The sequence below is a fragment of the Marinobacter sp. SS13-12 genome, from assembly GCF_030227115.1.
Classification (GTDB): Bacteria; Pseudomonadota; Gammaproteobacteria; order Pseudomonadales; family Oleiphilaceae; genus Marinobacter.
In genome coordinates, this window is sequence record NZ_JASSUA010000003.1 from 290057 (window position 1) to 311107 (window position 21051).

The window sequence follows — 21051 nt, forward strand, 5'->3', positions numbered from 1 at the left end:
TTTCCGAACGGAGAAAGATCTATGAGCCTTAATCCGAGAGACGTTGTCGTCGTCGATTGCGTGCGGAGTCCGATGGGTCGTGCCAAGAATGGCTGCTTCCGCAATGTACGTGCGGAAAACCTGTCGGCTGCGCTGATTGAAGCACTGTTTGAGCGCAACCCGAAGCTCGACCCGAAAGAAGTTGAAGACGTGATCTGGGGCTGTGTAAACCAGACCAAGGAACAGGGCTTCAACGTGGCGCGTCAGATTTCACTGCTGACCCGTATCCCGCACGAATCTGCGGCACAGACCGTCAACCGTCTGTGTGGTTCGGCCATGAGCGCAATCCACACTGCGGCCCAGGCCATCCAGACCGGCAATGGCGATGTGTTTGTGATTGGTGGTGTTGAGCACATGGGTCACGTGCCCATGACTGAAGGCTTTGACCACAACCCGGCTGCGTCCAAGTACTCCGCCAAGGCCTCCAACATGATGGGCCTGACTGCGGAAATGCTGGCGAAAATGCACGGCATTACCCGTGAGCAGCAGGACGAGTTCGGCGCACGTTCACACCGCCTGGCCCAGGAAGCGACCGTTGAAGGCCGCTTCAAGAACGAAATCGTGCCTATTGAAGGTCACGACGAGAATGGCTTCAAGGTGCTGATTGAAGCGGACGAAACCATCCGTCCCGAGACCACGGTCGAGTCCCTGGGTCAGCTCAAGCCGGCCTTCGATCCGAAGAACGGCACCGTCACCGCCGGTACGTCTTCACAGCTGACTGACGGTGCCGCTGCCATGGTACTGATGTCCGCCGAGCGTGCCGAAGCCCTGGGTCTGAAGCCAATGGCGAAGATCCGCAGCATGGCGGTTGCCGGTTGTGATCCCGCAATCATGGGTTACGGCCCGGTTCCGGCGACCAAGAAAGCCCTGAAGCGTGCAGGCCTGAAAGTCGAGGATATCGACTTCTGGGAACTGAACGAAGCGTTTGCTGGTCAGTCACTTCCAGTGCTGAAAGACCTGAAACTGCTGGGCGTGATGGAAGAGAAAGTGAACCTGAACGGCGGTGCGATTGCCCTGGGCCATCCACTGGGCTGTTCCGGTGCACGGATCTCCACAACCCTGCTGAACGTCATGCAGGCCAAAGGCGGTAAGCTTGGTGTTTCCACCATGTGTATCGGCCTTGGTCAGGGCATTGCCACAGTATGGGAGCGTCTCTGATTCGGTAAGCCGAATTGGTAGCATGCTCAGGAGGCCCGGCAAATGCCGGGCTTTCCTGTCTTTGACCGAGCAAAAAAGCCGGCTATAAACAGAAGAATGGGTTGTCTTGCTTTTCTTGACCCTGTAAAACAATGCACCTATACCAATGTGGCGGCTACTGGGTTGTTTTCTAGCCGACTGATTTTACAGCGAGTTTACGGTTTGCTGATTTTTTAACCGATTATCGCCAAGGACACAGATCTCCGATATGGGTAAAAGTCTCGTTATTGTCGAGTCGCCAGCGAAAGCGAAGACCATCAACAAATACCTGGGCGCTGACTTCATTGTGAAGTCGAGCGTCGGGCATATTCGCGACCTGCCGGTCAGTGGCAGCGGCTCAACGTCGGATCCGAAAGAGCGCGCCAGGCAGGCCGCGCTGACCCGCAAGATGAGCCCGGACGAGAAGGCGGCTCACAAGAAACGCAAGTCCAGGGAGCAACTGGTCGCTCGCATGGGCGTGGACCCGGACCACGACTGGAGTGCCCGTTACGAGATTCTGCCCGGCAAGGAGAAGGTCGTCAGTGAGCTGAAGCGCCTGGCGAAATCCGCCGACCATATCTACCTCGCAACGGATCTGGACCGGGAAGGGGAGGCCATTGCCTGGCACCTTCAACAAACCATCGGTGGCGAGCCTGAGAAGTACCGCCGCGTGGTCTTCAACGAGATCACCAAGCGTGCCATTCAGGAGGCCTTCAAGGACCCCGGCAATCTCGACACCGACCGCGTCAACGCCCAGCAGGCCCGTCGTTTCCTGGACCGGGTTGTGGGCTACATGGTGTCACCATTGCTTTGGGCGAAGATTGCCCGTGGCCTGTCGGCAGGGCGCGTCCAGTCGGTGGCGGTCAGGCTGATCGTCGAGCGCGAGCGGGAAATCCGCAAGTTTGTGCCCGAAGAATTCTGGCAGTTGCACGCTGATCTGATGTCGAAGCAAGCCGAAAAGCCGGTTCGCTTCGAGGTCACCCGATATAACGACAAGGCCTATCGCCCGGTTAACGAGAAAGAGAGTGCCGAGCATGTTGAGCGCCTGAAGGCAGGAACGTTCAAGGTTGCCAAGCGGGAAGACAAGCCGACAAAATCGCGGCCGTCGGCTCCGTTTATTACCTCGACCCTGCAACAGGCCGCCAGTAACCGGATGGGGTTCAGCGTCAAGAAGACCATGATGCTGGCCCAGCGCCTCTACGAGGCGGGTTTTATCACTTACATGCGTACCGACTCCACCAACCTGAGTCAGGACGCAGTGGCCAGCTGTCGTGAATTTGTCAAAAAGCAGTTCGGTGACAAGTACCTGCCCGAGAACCCCAGGGTGTACGGCAGCAAGGAGGGCGCTCAGGAGGCCCACGAGGCCATTCGCCCGACGGATGTGGGTCGCAGGCCGGCAGACATCAGCGGCCTGGAGAAGGACGCTGAGAAGCTGTATGACTTGATCTGGCGCCAGTTCATTGCCTGTCAGATGGCAGATGCCGAGTTCCTGAGCACGTCTATTCTGGTCGCTAACGGCGATTACGAGTTGCGTATCCGCGGCCGTATTATCAAGTTTGAGGGCTTCCTCAAGGTGGCGCCCCAGTCTGCCAAAAAAGACGAAGACATTGCGCTCCCCGACATTCAGGTGAATGAAACCCTGGACCTGAAAAAGCTTGATCCCAGCCAGCACTTCACCAAGCCGGCACCGCGTTACACCGAAGCCAGTCTGGTCAAGGAGCTGGAGAAGCAGGGTATCGGCCGGCCCTCAACTTACGCTTCGATCATTTCCACCATCCAGGACCGTGGTTACGTTCGTCTGCAGAATCGCCGTTTCTATGCCGAAAAGATGGGCGAGATTGTTACTGAGCGGCTGTCCGAATCCTTCCCGAACCTGATGGATTTTGACTTCACCGCCAGGATGGAAGACGAACTGGATGAAATTGCCGGTGGTGAGGTGGACTGGAAAAAGGTCCTGAACGATTTCTACGCCCGGTTCCGCCAGCAGCTGGAAACCGCCGAGGGCGGCGAAGACGGCGGTATGCGGGCCAACACCCCGACAGAAACAGACATTCCGTGCCCGACCTGCAGCCGCCCGATGCAGATCCGGGTAGCCAGTACCGGTGTGTTCCTGGGTTGTTCCGGTTATTCGCTGCCACCGAAGGAGCGCTGCAAGACCACCATCAACCTGGTTTCAGGCGACGAAGTGGTCAGTGCTGATGAAGATGTGGAAGGTGAGGGCGAAAGCCGCCTGCTGCGCAAGAAGCGCCGCTGTCCGAAGTGCGGAACCGCCATGGACAGCTACCTGGTGGATGAAACCCGCAAACTGCATGTGTGCGGTAATAATCCCGATTGCTCCGGTTATGAAGTGGAGAAGGGCACGTTCCGCATAAAAGGTTATGAAGGGCCGACTCTGGAGTGCGACAAGTGCGGTTCCGAAATGCAACTCAAGACCGGCCGTTTCGGTAAGTATTTCGGCTGCACCAATCCGGAGTGCAAGAATACCCGCAAGCTGCTCAAGAGCGGCGAGCCGGCGCCGCCCAAGATGGACCCGGTGCCCATGCCGGAACTGCAGTGCCAAAAGGTGGACGACACCTATGTGCTGCGTGATGGCGCCTCAGGGCTGTTCCTGGCGGCCAGCAAGTTTCCCAAGAACCGGGAAACGCGCCCGCCGCTGGTGATGGAGATCAAGCCTCATCGCAAGGAAATTGATCCCAAGTACGATTTCCTGATGGAAGCGCCGGAGCGTGATCCCGAGGGTAACCCGACGGTGATCCGATACAGCCGCAAGACCAAGGAGCAGTACGTCATGTCGGAGAAAGAAGGCAAGGCGACGGGCTGGTCGGCGTGGTATGTGAACGGAAAGTGGCAGCCGAAAGAAAAGTGATGGCTTGAAAGAAAAACGGCAGGGTGGTTCCTCACCATCCTGCCGTTTGTTGCAAAGTGAACGTCAGGATTTCTTGCGTAGCCGCTGAATCAGCGATGAAGTATCCCAGCGTCTCCCGCCCATCTGCTGAACATCCCCATAAAACTGATCCACCAGCGCCGCAACCGGCAGCCGGGCTCCATTCTTGCGCGCTTCCTCCAGGCAGATCGCCAGGTCCTTACGCATCCAGTCAACGGCAAACCCATGCTCGAATTCGCCGTCAATCATGGTGCCGGAGCGGTTTTCCATCTGCCATGACTGGGCTGCACCCTTAGAGATAACATCCACGACTTTGCGTACATCGAGCTCCGCCTGTTCTGCAAAGTGAAGCGCCTCGGACAGGCCCTGTACCAGGCCGGCGATGGCAATCTGGTTTACCATCTTGGTCTTCTGGCCACTGCCAACCGGGCCCATCAGGTTCAGTGCCTTGGAATAATGCTCCATCAGTGGCTTCGCTTGCGAAAAGGGATCATTTTCGCCGCCGCACATGATTGTGAGCTTGCCGTTTTCAGCTCCTTGCTGGCCGCCGGAGACAGGTGCATCGATAAATTCAAGATTGCGTGCCCTGGCAAGCTGCGCCAGCTGTTCGGCAATGCCTGCAGAAGCAGTGGTGTGATCCACCAGAATGGCGCCTGGCTTGGCATTGGCGATGATGCCATCGGGCCCCTCGAAGACTTCCACAAGATCGTGGTCAGCGCCGACGCAGGTAAATACGAAGTCGGCTTCCATCACGGTGCTGGCGATAGAGTCGCAGGCTTTGCCCGGGTATTTCCCGGCCCAGGTAGCGGATTTTTCGGCGCTACGGTTCCAGACCCTTACGTCGATTCCTGCGTTTGCGAGATGGCCGGCCATGGGATAACCCATGATGCCCAGGCCGATAAATGCTGCGGTTACGCTCATACAGTCTGTCTCCGGACTTTGGTTATTATTGGGAAATCAGCCTTAATCATTACAGAATGAGCAGACACAAAAAAGGCCGCTATGCAGCGGCCTTTGTTTGATAGCAGGTTCGATAACCCGGTTTTGCCTATTTTTTCGGATATTTCCGGGCTTCTTCGCCGGTGTACAGCTGGCGCGGACGGCCAATGCGATAATCGCCGCTGACCATTTCGTTCCAGTGGGAGAACCAGCCAATGGTGCGGGAAAGGGCAAAAATGACGGTGAACATGGACGTCGGGATACCGATAGCCTTGAGAATCAGGCCGGAATAGAAGTCCACATTGGGGTACAGCTTGCGCTGGACGAAATACTCGTCTTCCAGGGCAATTTTTTCCAGTCGCTGGGCGATTCTCAGCAGCGGGTCGTTCTCCAGGCCAAGCTCGGTCAGCACTTCGTGGGCTGTTTCCGCCATCACTTTGGCACGCGGGTCGAAGTTCTTGTAAACCCGGTGGCCAAAGCCCATCAGGCGGAACGGGTCGTCCTTGTCCTTGGCCTTGGCAATGAACTTCTCGATGTTGGCTTCGTCACCGATTTCCGCCAGCATGTCCAGAACTGCTTCGTTGGCGCCGCCGTGCGCCGGGCCCCAGAGCGCAGCGATACCAGAGGCGATACATGCGTAGGGGTTGGCACCGGTGGAGCCGGCAAGGCGGACCGTGGAGGTGGACGCGTTCTGCTCGTGATCTGCGTGCAGGATGAAAATCTTGTCCATGGCTTTCGCCAGGATCGGGTTCGGCTTGTACTCCTCGCAGGGAACGCCAAACATCATCTGCAGGAAATTCTCGGCGTAGGACAGGTCGTTGCGGGGGTACATGAACGGCTGGCCAATACTGTACTTGTAACACCAGGCCGCAATGGTCGGCATTTTGGCAACCAGGCGGTGTGCAGTAATTTCACGCTGATGGGCATTGGTAACGTCCATCTGGTCGTGATAGAACGCGGAAAGCGCCCCGACTACGCCACACATGATGGCCATTGGATGCGCATCCCGGCGGAAGCCCTGGAAGAAGTTGCGCATCTGGTCATGCAGCATGGTGTGGCTTTTGATCGTTTCGTGGAATTTCCTGTTTTCTTCCGGGGTGGGCAGCTCGCCATTGAGCAGCAGGTAGCAGACTTCGAGGTAGTCCGAATTTTCAGCCAGTTCCTCGATCGGGTAACCCCGGTGCAGGAGAACACCGTTGGCGCCGTCAATGTAAGTGATCTGTGATTCACAGGCCGCAGTGGACACAAATCCGGGGTCGTAAGTAAAGACGCCTTCCTGGACCAGGCTTCTCACGTCAATGACGTCAGGGCCGACGGTGCCCGAATAAACCGGTAGCTCGATGGACTTGTCACCCACCGAAAGCGTGGCTTTCCTGTCGGTCATGGTGCTCTCCTATTTATCAGCATTTGGATGCGCTAGAAGGCGCGTATTATCGCAAAACTGGCGGCAAAATATAGGGCGTTGGCTTTTTTTGTCAATGGAGGAGGCAATAAAACCCATTATTTGACATTCGCTGTAAATCAGGGAAACCCGGAATACGCCCTTAACGGAGGCTGAATTGAATTTGTCAATAATCTATATAGCGAGTCCGAGGCCCTGATTTAACGGGGTTTCGCGAGGTTGCGCGTTTGTAATTGCCAGGGGTACTCCTTATAATCCGTATCCCGGAATCGGGGATACACCAGGCCGCAGCGTCAGATATCAAAAGAACGCTTGCCGGTTTTTCTCCCTCCTTAGGCAATCGTGTACCGAATTCGTTCAACACGATAATCCTTACATACCAACCATCCGCATCCGGTTCTTCCGGCCCGCGGGTCCAAAAGAGAGTGTGAGAGCGCTGTGAATAGCAAACGACCAGTAAATCTCGATCTCGGCAAGTTCCATTTTCCGCTGCCAGCCATCACGTCCATACTGCATCGCGTCAGTGGCATCATCATTTTTGTGGGTGTTGCTTTCATGCTGTACGGACTTCAGCTTTCCCTGTCCGGGGAAGAGGGCTTCAGCCGCGTTAGTGGATTGCTGGACAGTTTCCTTGCGAAGCTGATTACCTGGGGCATTCTGTCTGCCTTGCTGTACCACCTGGTTGCGGGTATCAAACACCTGCTGATGGATATGGGCATCGGCGAAGAGCTTGAAAGTGGCCGGCTCGCGGCGAAAGCCACAGTCGTGATTTCCGTTATTCTCATCCTTCTGGCAGGAGTCTGGGTATGGTAAGCAGCGTAACGAACCTCGGACGCAGTGGCGTATTCGACTGGATGATCCAGCGCGTGACGGCCTACGTACTTGCTCTGTATACAATTTTTCTGTTCGGTTTCATGTTGACCTCTGACGTCAATTACGAAACCTGGTCCGCGCTTTTTGATCAGACCTGGTTCCGCATCTTTACCCTGCTCGCACTGCTGTCAATCGGTGCGCATGCCTGGGTGGGGCTCTGGACAGTAACAACGGATTACATCAAGGCGACTCTGCCCCGGTTCCTGGTTCAGGCACTGTGTGGTTTGACAATGTTCGTGTATGTAGTCTGGGGCATTCAGATTCTTTGGGGGCTTTAATTAATGGCTAATATCAAGACCATGTCTTACGACGCGATTGTTATCGGTGGGGGCGGTGCCGGTATGCGTGCCGCCCTTCAACTGACCGAGTCCGGCGTCAATACTGCGTGTATCACCAAGGTGTTTCCAACACGTTCCCACACAGTGTCTGCCCAGGGCGGTATTACCTGTGCGATAGCCAGTGCCGATCCCAACGATGACTGGCGCTGGCACATGTACGACACCGTCAAGGGCTCTGACTACATTGCCGATCAGGATGCCGTCGAATACATGTGTTCGGTAGGCCCGCAGGCCGTTTTTGAGCTTGAGCACATGGGGCTGCCGTTCTCCCGTACCGAGCAGGGCCGTATCTATCAGCGTCCGTTTGGCGGCCAGTCCAAAGGTCCGGACAACCCCACTCAGGCGGCGCGCACCTGTGCCGCTGCTGACCGTACCGGGCACGCATTGCTGCACACCCTGTATCAGGCAAACCTGAAAGGTGGCACAACGTTCCTGAACGAGTGGTACGCGGTTGACCTGGTCAAGAACAGCAAAGACGAAGTCGTCGGTGTTGTTGCGATTGAAATCGAAACCGGCGAAGTGGCTTACATCAAGGCCAAGGCAACGGTTCTGGCCACCGGCGGTGCGGGTCGCATTTACGCCTCTACCACCAACGCCCTGATCAATACCGGCGACGGCATCGGCATGGCACTGCGTGCGGGCTTCCCGATGCAGGACATGGAGATGTGGCAGTTCCACCCCACCGGCATTCACGGTGCAGGCACGCTGGTGACCGAAGGTTGCCGGGGTGAGGGTGGTTATCTGATCAACTCCGAGGGTGAGCGTTTCATGGAGCGGTATGCTCCCAACGCGAAAGACCTGGCTGGTCGTGACGTTGTCGCGCGTTCGATGGTCATAGAGATTCTTGAAGGCCGCGGCTGTGGCCCGGAGAAAGACCACGTTCTGCTGAAGCTGGATCATCTGGGTGAAGAAACCCTGAACCTGCGTCTGCCGGGTATCTGTGAGTTGTCACGTACCTTTGCACACGTGGACCCGGTCAAAGAGCCGGTTCCGGTTGTTCCGACCTGTCATTACATGATGGGCGGCATTCCAACCAACGTCGGCGGCCAGGCTCTGACTCAGGACGAAAGCGGTAAGGACAAGCCGATTCCGGGTCTGTTTGCCTGCGGCGAAGCGGCCTGTGTATCCGTACACGGCGCCAACCGCCTGGGTGGCAACTCGCTGCTTGACCTTGTGGTGTTTGGCCGTGCGGCTGGCCTGCATATTGAAGAACAGCTCCGTGGCGGCTTCGAGGTTGACGGCGCCAGCGAGCAGGACATCAAGAATGCCATGGCTCGCCTTGATCGCCTTAACAGTGCGTCCGAAGGTGAAAGTGTTGCCGACGTTCGCAAGGACCTGCAGAGCTGCATGCAGCTGTACTTTGGCGTATTCCGTGATGGCAAGAGCATGGAAGAGGGGCTCAAGAAGCTGGAGGCGATCGGTGAGCGTGTTCGTAACACCAGGCTGGCCGATACCAGTAACGCCTTCAACACCGCTCGTATCGAAGCGCTTGAACTCGATAATCTTTTCGAAGTGGCTCAGGCTACCGCCATTTCCGCGTTTGAACGTAAGGAAAGCCGCGGCGCCCACGCCCGTAACGACTTTACCGAGCGTGACGATGAGAACTGGCTCAAGCACTCTATGTATTACCCGGTAGACAAGCGTGTCGGTAAGCGTGATGTGAATTTTGCGCCGAAGACAGTTGACACGTTTGAGCCGAAGGTCCGGACTTACTGAGGGGGACGTCGAAATGTTAGTGAGCCTTTATCGTTATAACCCGGAAACCGACAGCGCGCCTTACATGCAGGACGTGGAAGTCGAGGTTCCGGAAGGCAAGGACCTGATGGTCCTTGATGTGCTGAACCTCATTAAAGAGCGCGATCCTTCAATGGCCTACCGTCGTTCCTGCCGTGAGGGTGTTTGTGGCTCTGATGGCATGAACATGAATGGCAAGAACGGTCTTGCCTGCATCACTCCGATGTCGGAAGTGGTCAAGAACAACAAGCTGGTTCTGCGTCCGTTGCCCGGGCTGCCGGTCATTCGGGATCTGGTGGTCGACATGAGTCTTTTCTACAAACAGTATGAAAAGGTCATGCCGTACCTGGTCAACGACAATCCGGCACCTGCCATTGAACGTTACCAGTCTCCTGAAGACCGGGAAAAGCTGGATGGCCTGTACGAGTGTATTCTCTGTGCCTGCTGTTCCACGGCCTGTCCGTCGTTCTGGTGGAATCCGGACAAGTTCATCGGCCCTGCCGGCCTGCTCCAGGCCTACCGCTTCCTGGCGGACAGCCGCGATACGGCTCAGGAAGAACGGCTTGCCAATCTGGATGACCCATTCAGCGTATTCCGCTGCCGCGGCATCATGAACTGTGTCAGTGTCTGTCCCAAAGGCCTGAACCCCACAAGGGCAATCGGCCATATCCGCAATCTTCTGCTTCAGCGGGCGACGTAAGCAGAATCTGGCACACGCGCTATACTGTGCTGACAAGCTCGGCACCCGGTAGGGCCCGCAACGAGGCGGGCCCTTCAACCAAAGGCTTATAGTCAAAAGTCTTAGCAGGGTGCACACTACGCAGGCCGTGACGGGAACTTATAAAGTTCCCCCGCGGCTTTGCTGAGTATAATAACCACCGGGGAACGGAAAACATCCTTGTTGGGTGTGGTGGCCACAGTCGATCCCGTAAAAACCCGTATTGACTCAGATTTACCCCTGGCCGACCATAGCCAGCTCCCCGCACCAGCCCAAGGTGAGCTATTCAAAATGCACGAAAGCATAATGGAGCAGTTATGGCAGACTTCCCACCTCCAAGGTGGAAATCTTGCCTATGTTGAACAGCTTTTCGAAACCTACCTGACAGACCCCAATGCCATTCCAGAAGAGTGGCGCAGCTACTTCGATAAACTTCCCAGTGTGGATGGCTACAAAGGCCGCGATATAGATCACTCATCTATACGTCAACAGTTCGAGCACATTTCCCGTAATCAGCGTTTCCTTGCCTCCAGCGGTGTGCCTGCCAGCGCAACGTCGGATGCGGACAAGAAGCAGATTCGTGTACTCCAGCTGATCAACGCCTTTCGTTTCCGTGGCCATCAGGAAGCCAAGCTTGACCCTCTCGGGGTCTGGAAGCGTCCCCAGGTGGAAGACCTCGACCCCTCGTTCCATGAGCTCTCCGAGGCGGATTACGACCTTGAGTTCCAGACCGGCTCTCTGAACTTCGGTTCCGAGACCATGAAGCTCAAAGACATTGTGGGTGGTCTGCGCGAGACTTACTGTGGAAGTATTGGCGCCGAGTACATGCACGTCGTGGATACGCGGATCAAACGCTGGTTCCAGCAACGGATGGAACCGGTTCGTTCCCGGCCCAACTACGAGGCCGGTACCCGCAAACACCTTCTGGAGCGTCTCACGGCTGCAGAGGGCCTGGAGAAGTATCTGGGTTCCCGCTATCCGGGCGTGAAGCGTTTTGGCCTTGAAGGTGCCGAAACTCTCATCCCCTGCCTTGATGAGCTTATCCAGCGGGCGGGTAGCTATGGTGCCAAGGAGATCGTGCTGGGCATGGCACACCGTGGCCGCCTGAACGTTCTGGTAAACACCCTCGGCAAAAACCCGAAAGAACTGTTTGACGAATTCGAGGGCAAGAAGCTCGCGGATTCCGGCTCCGGTGACGTCAAATACCACCAGGGTTTTTCATCCAACGTGATGACTGAAGGTGGTGAAATCCACTTGGCGCTGGCGTTTAACCCGTCACACCTGGAAATAGTCTCGCCAGTGGTTGTGGGTTCTGTTCGTGCCCGCCAGACCCGTCGTGAAGATCCCAACGGCACCCAGTGTGTACCCATTATCATGCACGGTGACGCAGCCTTTGCAGGGCAGGGCGTGGTCATGGAAACCTTCCAGATGTCCCAGACCAGGGGCTACGGTGTTGGTGGTACCATCCATATCGTCATTAACAACCAGGTCGGTTTCACCACCAGCAAACAGGAAGATGCCCGCTCTACGGAATACTGTACCGATGTGGCCAAGATGGTTCAGGCCCCGATTCTGCACGTGAATGCGGATGATCCTGAAGCGGTCATGTTTGTGACCCAGATGGCCATGGATTATCGTCATGAATTCAAGAATGACGTAGTCATTGACCTGGTCTGCTATCGCCGCCGTGGCCACAACGAGGCGGATGAGCCGGCTGCTACCCAGCCGGTGATGTATGACAAGATTCGCAAGCTGACAACGACTCGTAACCTCTACGCTGAAAAGCTGGTGGCGGACGGAATTATTACCGAGGAAGAGTCCAAGCAGATCGAACTGGATTACCGTGACGAGCTGGACAAGGGCGACCATGTGGTCAAGGCGCTGGTCAAGGAGCCTAACAAGGAGCTGTACGTAGACTGGACCCCCTATCTGGGCCACGAATGGACAGCGAAGTGCAAATCCAGTGTTGCTCTGAAGACGATCCAGAAGCTTGGCAAAAAGCTGACCCACGTGCCCGAGGGCTTCAGCATTCAGCGCCAGGTATCCAAGATCATCACTGATCGCGAGAAGATGACAGCCGGCGCACTGCCCATCAATTGGGGCTATGGCGAGATCATGGCCTACGCCACGCTGATCAATGAAGGGCACCCGGTCCGTATTACCGGGCAGGACGTAGGGCGCGGTACCTTCTCTCACCGTCATGCGGTGCTGCACAACCAGAAGGACGGCTCGACCCATATTGCCCTGGAGCATCTGGCCGAGGATCAGCCCGATTTCGAGATCTATGACTCGCTGCTGTCCGAAGAAGCCGTAATGGCGTTCGAATACGGTTATTCCACCACGGCTCCGAGTGGCCTGGTAGTCTGGGAAGCCCAGTTCGGCGACTTCGCCAACGGCGCCCAGGTGGTAATAGACCAGTTCCTGACCAGCGGCGAGCACAAATGGGGTCGCCTGTGTGGTCTGACCCTGCTGCTGCCTCATGGTTATGAAGGCCAGGGGCCGGAGCACAGCTCAGCTCGCCTTGAGCGCTTCCTTCAGCTTTCTGCCGAGCACAATATCCAGGTGTGTGTACCGACAACTCCGTCGCAGGTTTTTCACATGCTGCGTCGTCAGGTCAAGCGTCCATTGCGCAAGCCGTTGGTAGCCATTACGCCGAAGAGTCTGTTGCGGCATAAAGAGGCGACCTCGGATCTTGAGGATCTGACCTCTGGTACCTTCAAAACGGTGCTGCCCGAGAAAGAGCCCTCTGATCCCAAGAAGGTTGATCGCCTGATTCTTTGCAGCGGCAAGGTATACTTCGACCTGCTTGAGCGTAAGAAGGCTGACGAGCGGAATGATGTTGCCATTGTTCGTATCGAGCAGCTGTATCCGTTCCCGGGAGATGATCTGGACGAGCTTCTGGCCTTGTATCCCAAGCTCAAGCATGTCGTCTGGTGCCAGGAAGAGCCCATGAACCAGGGTGCCTGGTACTGTAGCCAACACCATATGCGTAATGCGCTGCATCGCAAAAACCCGAAGTTGTATCTTCAGTACGCCGGTCGTGATGCTTCTGCTGCTCCGGCTTGTGGACACATGTCAGTCCACATTGAAGAGCAGAAAAAACTGGTTAACGACGCGTTTGAAATCTGACGAGCTACCGAACTAAGGACCCGAGATGTCAACTGAAATAAAAGCCCCCGTATTCCCAGAGTCGGTCGCAGAAGGCACTGTCGCGACCTGGCACAAACAGCCTGGCGAAGCCTGTTCACGTGACGAGCTGATTGTCGATATTGAAACCGACAAGGTTGTGCTCGAAGTGGTTGCTCCGGCTGATGGTGTTATTGAGGAAATACTAAAGGGCGAAGGCGACACCGTAGAAAGCGGTGAGGTGGTCGGCAAGTTCAAGGAAGGCGCCGCTGGCGAATCAAAGCCTGCCGCCAAGGATGAAGGCAAGAAAGAGGAAGGCAAGAAGGATGAGGCGGCTGAAACATCGTCTGAAACCACTGCCCAATCTTCTGGCGAAGCCATTCTTAGCCCGGCTGCCCGCAAGCTGGCAGAAGAGAACGACATCAAGCCGGAGGCCGTTGAAGGTACTGGAAAAGATGGTCGTGTTACCAAGGAAGATGTTCAGAATCATATAGATGCTGGCAAGTCTTCAGGTGCCACTTCAGCTCCTTCGGCCAAGCCTGCCGGTGATATGCCCCAGGTGGACGTAGGCTCCGGTGAGCGCCCTGAAAAGCGTGTGCCGATGACCCGTCTGCGCGCGAGCATTGCCAAGCGTCTGGTCAATGCCCAGCAAACCGCCGCCATGCTTACTACGTTCAACGAAGTGAACATGGGGCCGGTCATGGAGCTGCGCAAGCAGTACAAGGAAAGCTTCGAGAAGCGTCACGGAGTCAAGCTTGGCTTCATGTCGTTCTTTACGAAAGCCGCCACCGAGGCTCTGAAGCGTTTCCCTGCCGTGAATGCCTCTATCGACGGTAACGACATGGTTTACCATGGCTATCAGGATATCGGTATTGCCGTTTCAAGCGACCGTGGCCTGGTTGTCCCTGTCTTGCGCGACACTGATGCACTTGGCCTTGCGGGTATCGAAAAGAAGATTGTTGAGTACGGTACCAAGGCCAAAGAAGGCAAGCTTGGCATCGAAGAGATGACCGGTGGCACCTTCACCATTACCAACGGTGGTATTTTTGGATCATTGATTTCCACGCCGATCCTGAATCCGCCACAGACAGCCATTCTGGGCATGCACAAGATCCAGGAGCGGCCGATGGCGGTGAACGGCAAGGTGGAAATTCAGCCGATGATGTATCTGGCTCTTTCCTATGACCACCGCATGATCGATGGCAAGGAAGCGGTACAGTTCCTGGTGGCCATCAAGGAAATGCTTGAGGATCCGGCGCGCATTCTGCTGGACGTCTGAGCCGACACTTAACGAATTGGAAAACGGGATAAAACATGTCTGACAAGTACGACGTAATCGTCATTGGCGCTGGCCCTGGCGGCTATGTTGCCGCAATCAAGGCAGCGCAACTGGGCCTGAAAACCGCGTGCATCGAATCCTGGACCGACAAGGAAGGCAAGAACCGACTCGGCGGTACTTGCCTGAATGTGGGCTGTATTCCCTCGAAGGCGTTGCTGGAGATTTCCCACAAGTACGAGGAGGCCAGCCACGGTTTTGCGGATCAGGGCATCATTGCAAAAGATGTCAAGATGGACATCGGCAAGATGATGGAGCGCAAGGAAGGCATCGTGAACCAGCTCACCGGTGGCATTGGCGGGCTGTTCAAAGCTAATGGTGTTACCCCGATCTATGGTCACGGCAAGTTGATGGCCAACCGCAAGGTTGAGGTGACGGACAAGGATGGCAAGACCAAAACCTATGAGGCTGATAACGTTATTATCGCTACGGGTTCCAAGCCGATCCAGATTCCGCCCGCGCCTTTTGATGGTGAGCACATTGTCGACTCCGAGGGCGCACTGGAATTCACCGAAGTGCCCAAGCGTCTTGGTGTTATCGGTGCCGGCATCATCGGGCTGGAGCTTGGTAGCGTCTGGGCCCGCCTGGGTGCAGAAGTAACGGTACTTGAAGCTGTGGACACCTTCCTTCCGGCCATTGACCAGCAAGTCGCCAAGGATGCGCTGAAGCAGTTCCAGAAACAGGGCCTCAACATCGTGCTGGGTGCCCGTATGACCGGTGCGGAAGTGAAGCGCAAACTGGTCAACGTCACCTATGAGGATGCCAAGGGCAAGCAGGAAGCCAAGTTCGACAAACTGATTGTTGCCGTTGGCCGTCGTCCGTATACGGATAACCTGTTGTCTGAAGACTCTGGCGTCCAGATGGATGAGCGTGGTTTCATTTTCGTGGATGACACCTGTAAAACCGAAGCGCCGGGTGTCTGGGCCGTTGGTGATGTGGTTCGTGGCCCGATGCTGGCCCACAAGGCGTCAGAAGAGGGCGTCATGGTCGCAGAGCGGATTGCCGGCCATAAACCTCAGGTGAACTACGATTGCATCCCCAACGTGGTCTACACCTTTCCGGAAGTTGCCTGGGTCGGCAAGACCGAAGAGCAGCTCAAAGCCGAAGGTGAAGAATACAATGTCGGTACCTTCCCGTTTGCCGCCAATGGCCGCGCCATGGCAGCAAATTCGGCAACCGGTATGGTCAAGATCATCGCTGATGCGAAAACTGACCGGATTCTCGGCTTCCACGTGGTAGGTCCCCAGGCTTCTGAAATCGTTGCCCAGGGCGTTATCGCCATGGAGTTTGGTTCCAGTGCCGAAGATCTGGCCCTGACCTGTTTTGCACATCCGACTCTGTCTGAGTCAGTGCACGAAGCAGCTCTGGGCGTGGCTGGTGGTGCTATTCACATCGCCAACCGCAAGAAAAAGAAGTAACGCAAACCAGGAATTTTTTAATTCGGGACATTGACTATGAATTTGCATGAATATCAGGGCAAACAGCTGTTCGCTGAATATGGCCTGCCAGTATCCAAGGGCATTGCCTGCGATACCCCCAAGGAAGCAGTGGCTGCTGCTGACGAAATCGGCGGCGACGCCTGGGTTGTAAAGGCCCAGGTACACGCTGGTGGCCGCGGCAAAGCCGGCGGCGTAAAGCTGGTAAAGAGCAAGGATGAGATCCGTGCCTTCGCAGAAAACTGGCTCGGCAAGAACCTGGTGACCTACCAGACTGACGAGAACGGCCAGCCGGTCAGCAAGATTCTTGTTGAGTCCCTTACCGATATCGACCAGGAACTGTACCTGGGCGCGGTTGTTGATCGCGGTAGCCGTCGTATCGTGTTCATGGCGTCCACCGAGGGTGGTGTCGAGATCGAGAAAGTGGCTGAAGAAACCCCGGAGAAGATCCTGCGGGCCGAAGTTGATCCACTGGTAGGCGCACAGCCTTACCAGGGCCGCGAACTGGCGTTCAAGCTGGGCCTGGAAGGCAAGCAGATTGGCCAGTTCACCAAGATTTTCCTGGGCCTGGCAAAGCTGTTTGAAGACCGCGACCTGGCGCTGCTGGAAATCAACCCGCTGGTCATTACACCGGCCGGTGATCTGCACTGCCTGGATGCCAAGATCGGCGTTGACGGCAACGCGCTTTATCGCCAGAAGAAGATCCACGAGATGCACGATCCCTCCCAGGAAGATTCCCGGGAAGCGGAAGCGGCAAAGTGGGAGCTCAACTACGTAGCGCTGGACGGCAACATTGGTTGCATGGTTAACGGCGCTGGTCTGGCCATGGGTACCATGGACATCATCAAGCTGTCCGGCGGCCAGCCTGCCAACTTCCTGGACGTAGGCGGCGGGGCGACCAAAGAGCGCGTTTCCGAAGCGTTCAAGATCATTCTTTCTGACACCAACGTCAAGGCGGTTCTGGTTAACATCTTTGGCGGCATTGTTCGCTGTGACATGATTGCCGAGGGCATTATCGGTGCCGTGAAAGACGTCGGCGTCAAGGTTCCTGTGGTTGTGCGTCTGGAAGGTAACAATGCCGATAAGGGCACAAAAGTACTCGCCGACAGTGGCCTGAACATCATCGCTGCCACCAGTCTGTCCGATGCGGCAGAGCAAGTCGTTAAAGCCGCGGGGGGTAAATAATGAGCATCCTGATCAACAAAGACACCAAAGTTATCTGCCAGGGCTTTACCGGCGCGCAGGGTACTTTCCATTCTGAGCAGGCCATTGAGTACGGTACCAAAATGGTAGGCGGCGTCAGCCCCGGAAAGGGCGGCACCGAGCATCTTGGTCTGCCGGTGTTCAACACCGTGCGTGAAGCGGTCGAGAAGACCGGTGCAGAAGCCACCGTTATTTATGTACCGGCTCCGTTCTGCAAAGACGCCATCATCGAAGCCGCGGACGCTGGCATCGAGCTGATTGTGTGCATCACCGAGGGTATCCCGACCATCGACATGCTCTATGCAAAAGAGTATGTGGATCGCAAAGGCGTTCGCATGATCGGGCCGAACTGCCCGGGTGTGATCACGCCGGGTGAGAGCAAGATCGGTATCATGCCGGGCCATATTCATAAGCCGGGCAAAGTGGGCATTGTGTCCCGCTCAGGTACCCTGACTTACGAAGCGGTCAAGCAGACCACGGACTTCGGCTACGGTCAGTCCAGCTGTGTTGGTATCGGTGGTGACCCGATTCCGGGCTCCAACTTCATCGATATCCTGCAACTGCTGCAGGACGACCCGCAGACCGAGGCCATCGTGATGATCGGCGAGATCGGTGGTACCGCCGAGGAAGAAGCCGCTGCCTTCATCAAGGAAAATGTCACCAAGCCAGTGGTTGCCTACATCGCTGGTGTGACAGCGCCTCCTGGCAAGCGTATGGGCCACGCCGGTGCGATCATCTCCGGTGGTAAGGGTACGGCAGACGAGAAGTTTGCTGCCCTGAACGACGCCGGTGTCAAGACCGTGCGTAGCCTGGCCGAAATTGGCAAGGCGCTGAAAGAAGTGACTGGCTGGTAAAATACCGCCGGTTCAAAGAAAGCCCCCGGGTCTGCCTTGCGGACTGCCGGGGGCTTTTTGTTTTCAGCCACCGGTGGCAGGTTTTTGAAAGGTACCTTAACGCCGGGGGGCACATAAGACTATAATGCCCGGTCAGCCTGCAATATGATGGCTGTTTCCTATAAACAGAAGGAGTTCATGCTTTGAGTTCTGTCGATTCCCAGCAACGGATTTTGTCCGGCATGCGTCCCACCGGCAAGTTGCACCTTGGCCATTATCACGGTGTTCTGAAGAACTGGGTAAAACTCCAGCATGAATTCGAGTGCTTCTTCTTTGTCGCGGACTGGCACGCGCTGACCACAAACTACGACGATCCCAGCGGTATCCAGGAGAGCGTCTGGGATATGGTGATTGACTGGCTGGCGGCGGGTGTTAACCCAGGTTCGTCCACCCTGTTCATCCAGTCCAAGGTGCCAGAGCATGCCGAACTGCACCTGCTGCTGTCGATGATCACACCTCTGGGCTGGCTTGAGCGTATCCCCACCTACAAGGATCAGCAGGAAAAGCTGCGGGAGAAAGACCTGGCCACCTATGGTTTCCTGGGTTACCCGTTGCTGCAGAGCGCCGACATTCTCATGTACCGGGCAGGGCGGGTGCCGGTAGGCGCGGACCAGGTATCCCACGTGGAGATCACCCGGGAAATTGCCCGTCGCTTCAATCACCTCTATGGTCGTGAACCGGGGTTCGAGGAGCAGGCGGAGGGCGCCATCGTCAAGATGGGCAAGAAGAATGCAAAGCTCTACCGCACTCTGAAGAAGCGCTACCAGGAAGAAGGCGATATGGAGGCGCTGGAAACTGCCAGGGCCCTGCTCAAGGAACAGCAGAATATCTCCCTGGGAGATCGCGAGCGGCTTTACGGCTACATTGAAGGCGGCGGCAAGGTGATCCTTCCGGAGCCTCAGCCATTGTTGACACCGGAATCGAAGATGCCGGGTCTGGATGGCCAGAAGATGTCCAAGTCCTACAACAACTACATCGGCCTGCGAGAGGACCCGGACAGCGTTGCCCAGAAGGTCCGCACCATGCAGACCGACCCGCAGCGTGTGCGCCGGACGGATCCGGGCGAACCGGAAAAGTGCCCGGTGTGGGGACTGCACAAAGTGTATTCCGATACGGATACCCAGGAATGGGTGCAAACCGGATGCCGCAGCGCGGGCATTGGCTGCCTGGAATGCAAGAAGCCACTGATTGATTCGATTATCGAGGAGCAGCGCCCGCTGCATGAGCGTGCCCGGGAGTATGAGAGCAATCCGGACCTGGTTCACGCCATTATTGAAGAAGGCTGTGAGCATGCCCGGGACGCGGCGCGGGATACCCTGGAGGAAGTCCGTGCGGCCATGGGGCTGAGCTACCGCTGAGCATCGGTGATGACGACTCTGGAGACACCATGACAGACGATACCGCAGGCAACACAGCGGCTGAGGAGGGGGTGGAAACACCCGTTTCGGCCGCTGAGCAGGCGCCGCTGGCACGGGTCTCCGGTAAACCGGTGGTTGACCTGCCACGTGACCTGTACATACCACCTGATGCTCTTGCGGTATTCCTGGAAGCGTTTGAAGGGCCGCTGGACCTGTTGTTGTACCTTATCCGGCGCCAGAACATGGATATTCTGGATATCGATGTCAGCGAAATCACCAAGCAGTACATGGATTACATTGGCGCCGTGGAAGCCATGCGGTTTGAGCTGGCTGCAGAATACCTGGTGATGGCGGCCACCCTGGCGGAGATCAAATCCCGGATGCTGCTGCCGCGGCAGGAAACCGAGGATGAAGAGGAGATTGATCCCAGGGCCGAGCTGATCCGCCGCTTGCAGCAGTACGAGCGCTTCAAGCAGGCGGCCGAAGACATTGACCAGATGCCGCGGCTGGAACGGGACAATTTTACGGGCTCGGCGGCATTGCCGAAAATGCCCTCCAGCCAGCCGCATCCGGATGTGGACCTGCGGGAAATTCTGCTGGCACTCCAGGGTGTACTGAAACGGGCGGACCTGTTCACCAGCCACCACGTTGAGAAAGAGCGGCTGTCCACCCGCGAGCGCATGTCGGCGATCCTGTCGGTGTTGCGGGATGACCAGTTCGTGACGTTCGAGAGTCTGTTCACACCGGAAGAAGGGCGACTGGGTGTTGTCGTCAGCTTTCTGGCGACTCTTGAACTGGTCAAGGAGCAGCTCATCGAGGTGGTACAGGCCGAAGTTCTCGGCCCGATTCATGTCAGGGCCAGAGCGTCCCGTTGACAGTCTGGCATCGTGAAATCCGATACCTGGTAGTGGAACCATGAACGAAGAAAACCTCAAAAAGATTCAGGCGATTACCGAAGCGGCCCTGCTTGCTGCAGGCAAACCGATGTCGGTAGAGCAGTTGCGGGAACTGTTTGAAGAAGACGAGCGCCCGGCCCGCCAGATCATGGAACATGTGCTGGTGCTGCTGGAGCAATCCTGCCAGGGGCGGGGCTTTGAGCTGAAGAAAGTGGCCAGCGGGTATCGGCTGCAAGTCAGGGAAGAATACGCGCCCTGGGTAGGGCGGTTATTCGAGGAGAAGCCCCAGCGTTATTCCCGGGCATTGCTGGAAACGCTGGCGCTGGTGGCCTATCGCCAGCCCATTACCCGGGGTGAAATTGAGGATATCCGTGGTGTAACTGTCAGCAGCAACATCGTTCGCACATTGCTTGAGCGTGAATGGGTGCGGGTGGTCGGGCATCGGGATGTGCCTGGCCGGCCGGCGATGTATGCCACCACCAAACAGTTCCTGGATTATTTCAACCTGGAGGGGCTTGACCAGCTGCCCCCACTTTCCGAAATCCGGGATCTGGAAGAAATAGGTCGGGAAATCGAGAAGAACATACAGGCGGAGATCGAATTTGAATCTCCCGCCAGAGAAACTGGTGACGACGACGGGGAAACCTCTCCGGAGTCCTCCCCAGGGCAGACACTTCACTGATGCCGTCGGCATCAGCCA

At 56.6% G+C, this 21051-nt stretch carries 16 protein-coding genes; 14 read left to right on the forward strand and 2 right to left on the reverse strand.

Annotated features, from left to right (window positions below; all coding sequences use genetic code 11):
• Positions 1 to 21: 21 nt before the first annotated feature.
• Together fadA and topA are read left to right on the forward strand one after the other, a co-directional pair.
• The gene (gene fadA, locus QPL94_RS17285) at positions 22 to 1197 is read left to right on the forward strand and encodes an acetyl-CoA C-acyltransferase FadA (protein ID WP_137434264.1); all 1176 of its coding nucleotides are present in this window, start codon (positions 22 to 24) and stop codon (positions 1195 to 1197) included.
• Between the two features lie 247 nt (positions 1198 to 1444).
• Positions 1445 to 4081: a type I DNA topoisomerase gene (topA, locus tag QPL94_RS17290; protein ID WP_285359075.1), complete on the forward strand. Its 2637-nt coding sequence runs from the start codon at positions 1445 to 1447 to the stop codon at positions 4079 to 4081.
• 63 nt (positions 4082 to 4144) lie between these two features.
• On the opposite strand, the gene QPL94_RS17295 is transcribed toward topA, so the two are convergent.
• Positions 4145 to 5020 (reverse strand): NAD(P)-dependent oxidoreductase, encoded by an 876-nt coding sequence (locus QPL94_RS17295; RefSeq protein WP_285359077.1) that lies wholly within the window; start codon positions 5018 to 5020, stop codon positions 4145 to 4147.
• Between the two features lie 127 nt (positions 5021 to 5147).
• On the reverse strand, positions 5148 to 6422 hold the full coding sequence (gene gltA, locus QPL94_RS17300; protein ID WP_285359079.1) for a citrate synthase: 1275 nt from the start codon (positions 6420 to 6422) through the stop codon (positions 5148 to 5150).
• 456 nt (positions 6423 to 6878) lie between these two features.
• Between gltA and sdhC the strand changes: the two genes are divergently transcribed.
• The 12 genes from sdhC (at position 6879) to scpB (ending at position 21033) form a co-directional block, all read left to right on the forward strand.
• Entirely contained in the window at positions 6879 to 7253 is a 375-nt protein-coding gene (gene sdhC / locus QPL94_RS17305) for a succinate dehydrogenase, cytochrome b556 subunit (RefSeq protein ID WP_036208076.1), read from the forward strand.
• A complete protein-coding gene (gene sdhD, locus QPL94_RS17310) occupies positions 7247 to 7591 on the forward strand; it encodes a succinate dehydrogenase, hydrophobic membrane anchor protein (RefSeq protein ID WP_137434268.1) in 345 nt (114 codons plus the stop codon). Before sdhC ends, sdhD begins: the two co-directional genes overlap by 7 nt.
• 3 nt (positions 7592 to 7594) lie before the next feature.
• A complete protein-coding gene (sdhA, locus tag QPL94_RS17315) occupies positions 7595 to 9367 on the forward strand; it encodes a succinate dehydrogenase flavoprotein subunit (RefSeq protein WP_285359082.1) in 1773 nt (590 codons plus the stop codon).
• A gap of 13 nt (positions 9368 to 9380) precedes the next feature.
• A complete protein-coding gene (locus tag QPL94_RS17320; protein WP_285359084.1) occupies positions 9381 to 10085 on the forward strand; it encodes a succinate dehydrogenase iron-sulfur subunit in 705 nt (234 codons plus the stop codon).
• A gap of 309 nt (positions 10086 to 10394) precedes the next feature.
• Positions 10395 to 13232, forward strand: coding sequence for a 2-oxoglutarate dehydrogenase E1 component (locus QPL94_RS17325; RefSeq protein WP_285359086.1), 2838 nt, complete (start codon positions 10395 to 10397; stop codon positions 13230 to 13232).
• Positions 13233 to 13257: 25 nt separating this feature from the next.
• On the forward strand, positions 13258 to 14508 hold the full coding sequence (gene odhB / locus QPL94_RS17330; RefSeq protein WP_285359088.1) for a 2-oxoglutarate dehydrogenase complex dihydrolipoyllysine-residue succinyltransferase: 1251 nt from the start codon (positions 13258 to 13260) through the stop codon (positions 14506 to 14508).
• Positions 14509 to 14543: 35 nt separating this feature from the next.
• Positions 14544 to 15983: a dihydrolipoyl dehydrogenase gene (lpdA, locus tag QPL94_RS17335; RefSeq protein ID WP_285359090.1), complete on the forward strand. Its 1440-nt coding sequence runs from the start codon at positions 14544 to 14546 to the stop codon at positions 15981 to 15983.
• A gap of 36 nt (positions 15984 to 16019) precedes the next feature.
• Entirely contained in the window at positions 16020 to 17186 is a 1167-nt protein-coding gene (sucC, locus tag QPL94_RS17340) for an ADP-forming succinate--CoA ligase subunit beta (protein WP_285359091.1), read from the forward strand.
• Positions 17186 to 18058: a succinate--CoA ligase subunit alpha gene (sucD, locus tag QPL94_RS17345; protein WP_137434275.1), complete on the forward strand. Its 873-nt coding sequence runs from the start codon at positions 17186 to 17188 to the stop codon at positions 18056 to 18058. The genes sucC and sucD overlap by 1 nt, the downstream gene beginning before the upstream one ends.
• Positions 18059 to 18240: 182 nt before the next feature.
• Positions 18241 to 19455, forward strand: a complete 1215-nt coding sequence (locus tag QPL94_RS17350) for a tryptophan--tRNA ligase (RefSeq protein WP_285359092.1) — start codon at positions 18241 to 18243, stop codon at positions 19453 to 19455.
• A 29-nt stretch (positions 19456 to 19484) separates the two neighbouring features.
• Positions 19485 to 20330: a segregation and condensation protein A gene (locus QPL94_RS17355; protein WP_285359094.1), complete on the forward strand. Its 846-nt coding sequence runs from the start codon at positions 19485 to 19487 to the stop codon at positions 20328 to 20330.
• Positions 20331 to 20370: 40 nt separating this feature from the next.
• Complete coding sequence (gene scpB, locus QPL94_RS17360; protein WP_285359096.1) at positions 20371 to 21033, forward strand: SMC-Scp complex subunit ScpB; 663 nt, start codon at positions 20371 to 20373, stop codon at positions 21031 to 21033.
• Positions 21034 to 21051 lie beyond the last annotated feature (18 nt).

What these genes read in the sequence shown, in the direction of transcription:
- fadA (WP_137434264.1), top strand. Translation starts at nt 22, where the DNA reads ATGAGCCTTAATCCGAGAGACGTTGTCGTCGTCGATTGCGTGCGGAGT.
- topA (WP_285359075.1), top strand. Translation starts at nt 1,445, where the DNA reads ATGGGTAAAAGTCTCGTTATTGTCGAGTCGCCAGCGAAAGCGAAGACC.
- QPL94_RS17295 (WP_285359077.1), bottom strand. Translation starts at nt 5,020, where the DNA reads ATGAGCGTAACCGCAGCATTTATCGGCCTGGGCATCATGGGTTATCCC.
- gltA (WP_285359079.1), bottom strand. Translation starts at nt 6,422, where the DNA reads ATGACCGACAGGAAAGCCACGCTTTCGGTGGGTGACAAGTCCATCGAG.
- sdhD (WP_137434268.1), top strand. Translation starts at nt 7,247, where the DNA reads ATGGTAAGCAGCGTAACGAACCTCGGACGCAGTGGCGTATTCGACTGG.
- sdhA (WP_285359082.1), top strand. Translation starts at nt 7,595, where the DNA reads ATGGCTAATATCAAGACCATGTCTTACGACGCGATTGTTATCGGTGGG.
- QPL94_RS17320 (WP_285359084.1), top strand. Translation starts at nt 9,381, where the DNA reads ATGTTAGTGAGCCTTTATCGTTATAACCCGGAAACCGACAGCGCGCCT.
- QPL94_RS17325 (WP_285359086.1), top strand. Translation starts at nt 10,395, where the DNA reads ATGCACGAAAGCATAATGGAGCAGTTATGGCAGACTTCCCACCTCCAA.
- odhB (WP_285359088.1), top strand. Translation starts at nt 13,258, where the DNA reads ATGTCAACTGAAATAAAAGCCCCCGTATTCCCAGAGTCGGTCGCAGAA.
- lpdA (WP_285359090.1), top strand. Translation starts at nt 14,544, where the DNA reads ATGTCTGACAAGTACGACGTAATCGTCATTGGCGCTGGCCCTGGCGGC.
- sucC (WP_285359091.1), top strand. Translation starts at nt 16,020, where the DNA reads ATGAATTTGCATGAATATCAGGGCAAACAGCTGTTCGCTGAATATGGC.
- sucD (WP_137434275.1), top strand. Translation starts at nt 17,186, where the DNA reads ATGAGCATCCTGATCAACAAAGACACCAAAGTTATCTGCCAGGGCTTT.
- QPL94_RS17355 (WP_285359094.1), top strand. Translation starts at nt 19,485, where the DNA reads ATGACAGACGATACCGCAGGCAACACAGCGGCTGAGGAGGGGGTGGAA.
- scpB (WP_285359096.1), top strand. Translation starts at nt 20,371, where the DNA reads ATGAACGAAGAAAACCTCAAAAAGATTCAGGCGATTACCGAAGCGGCC.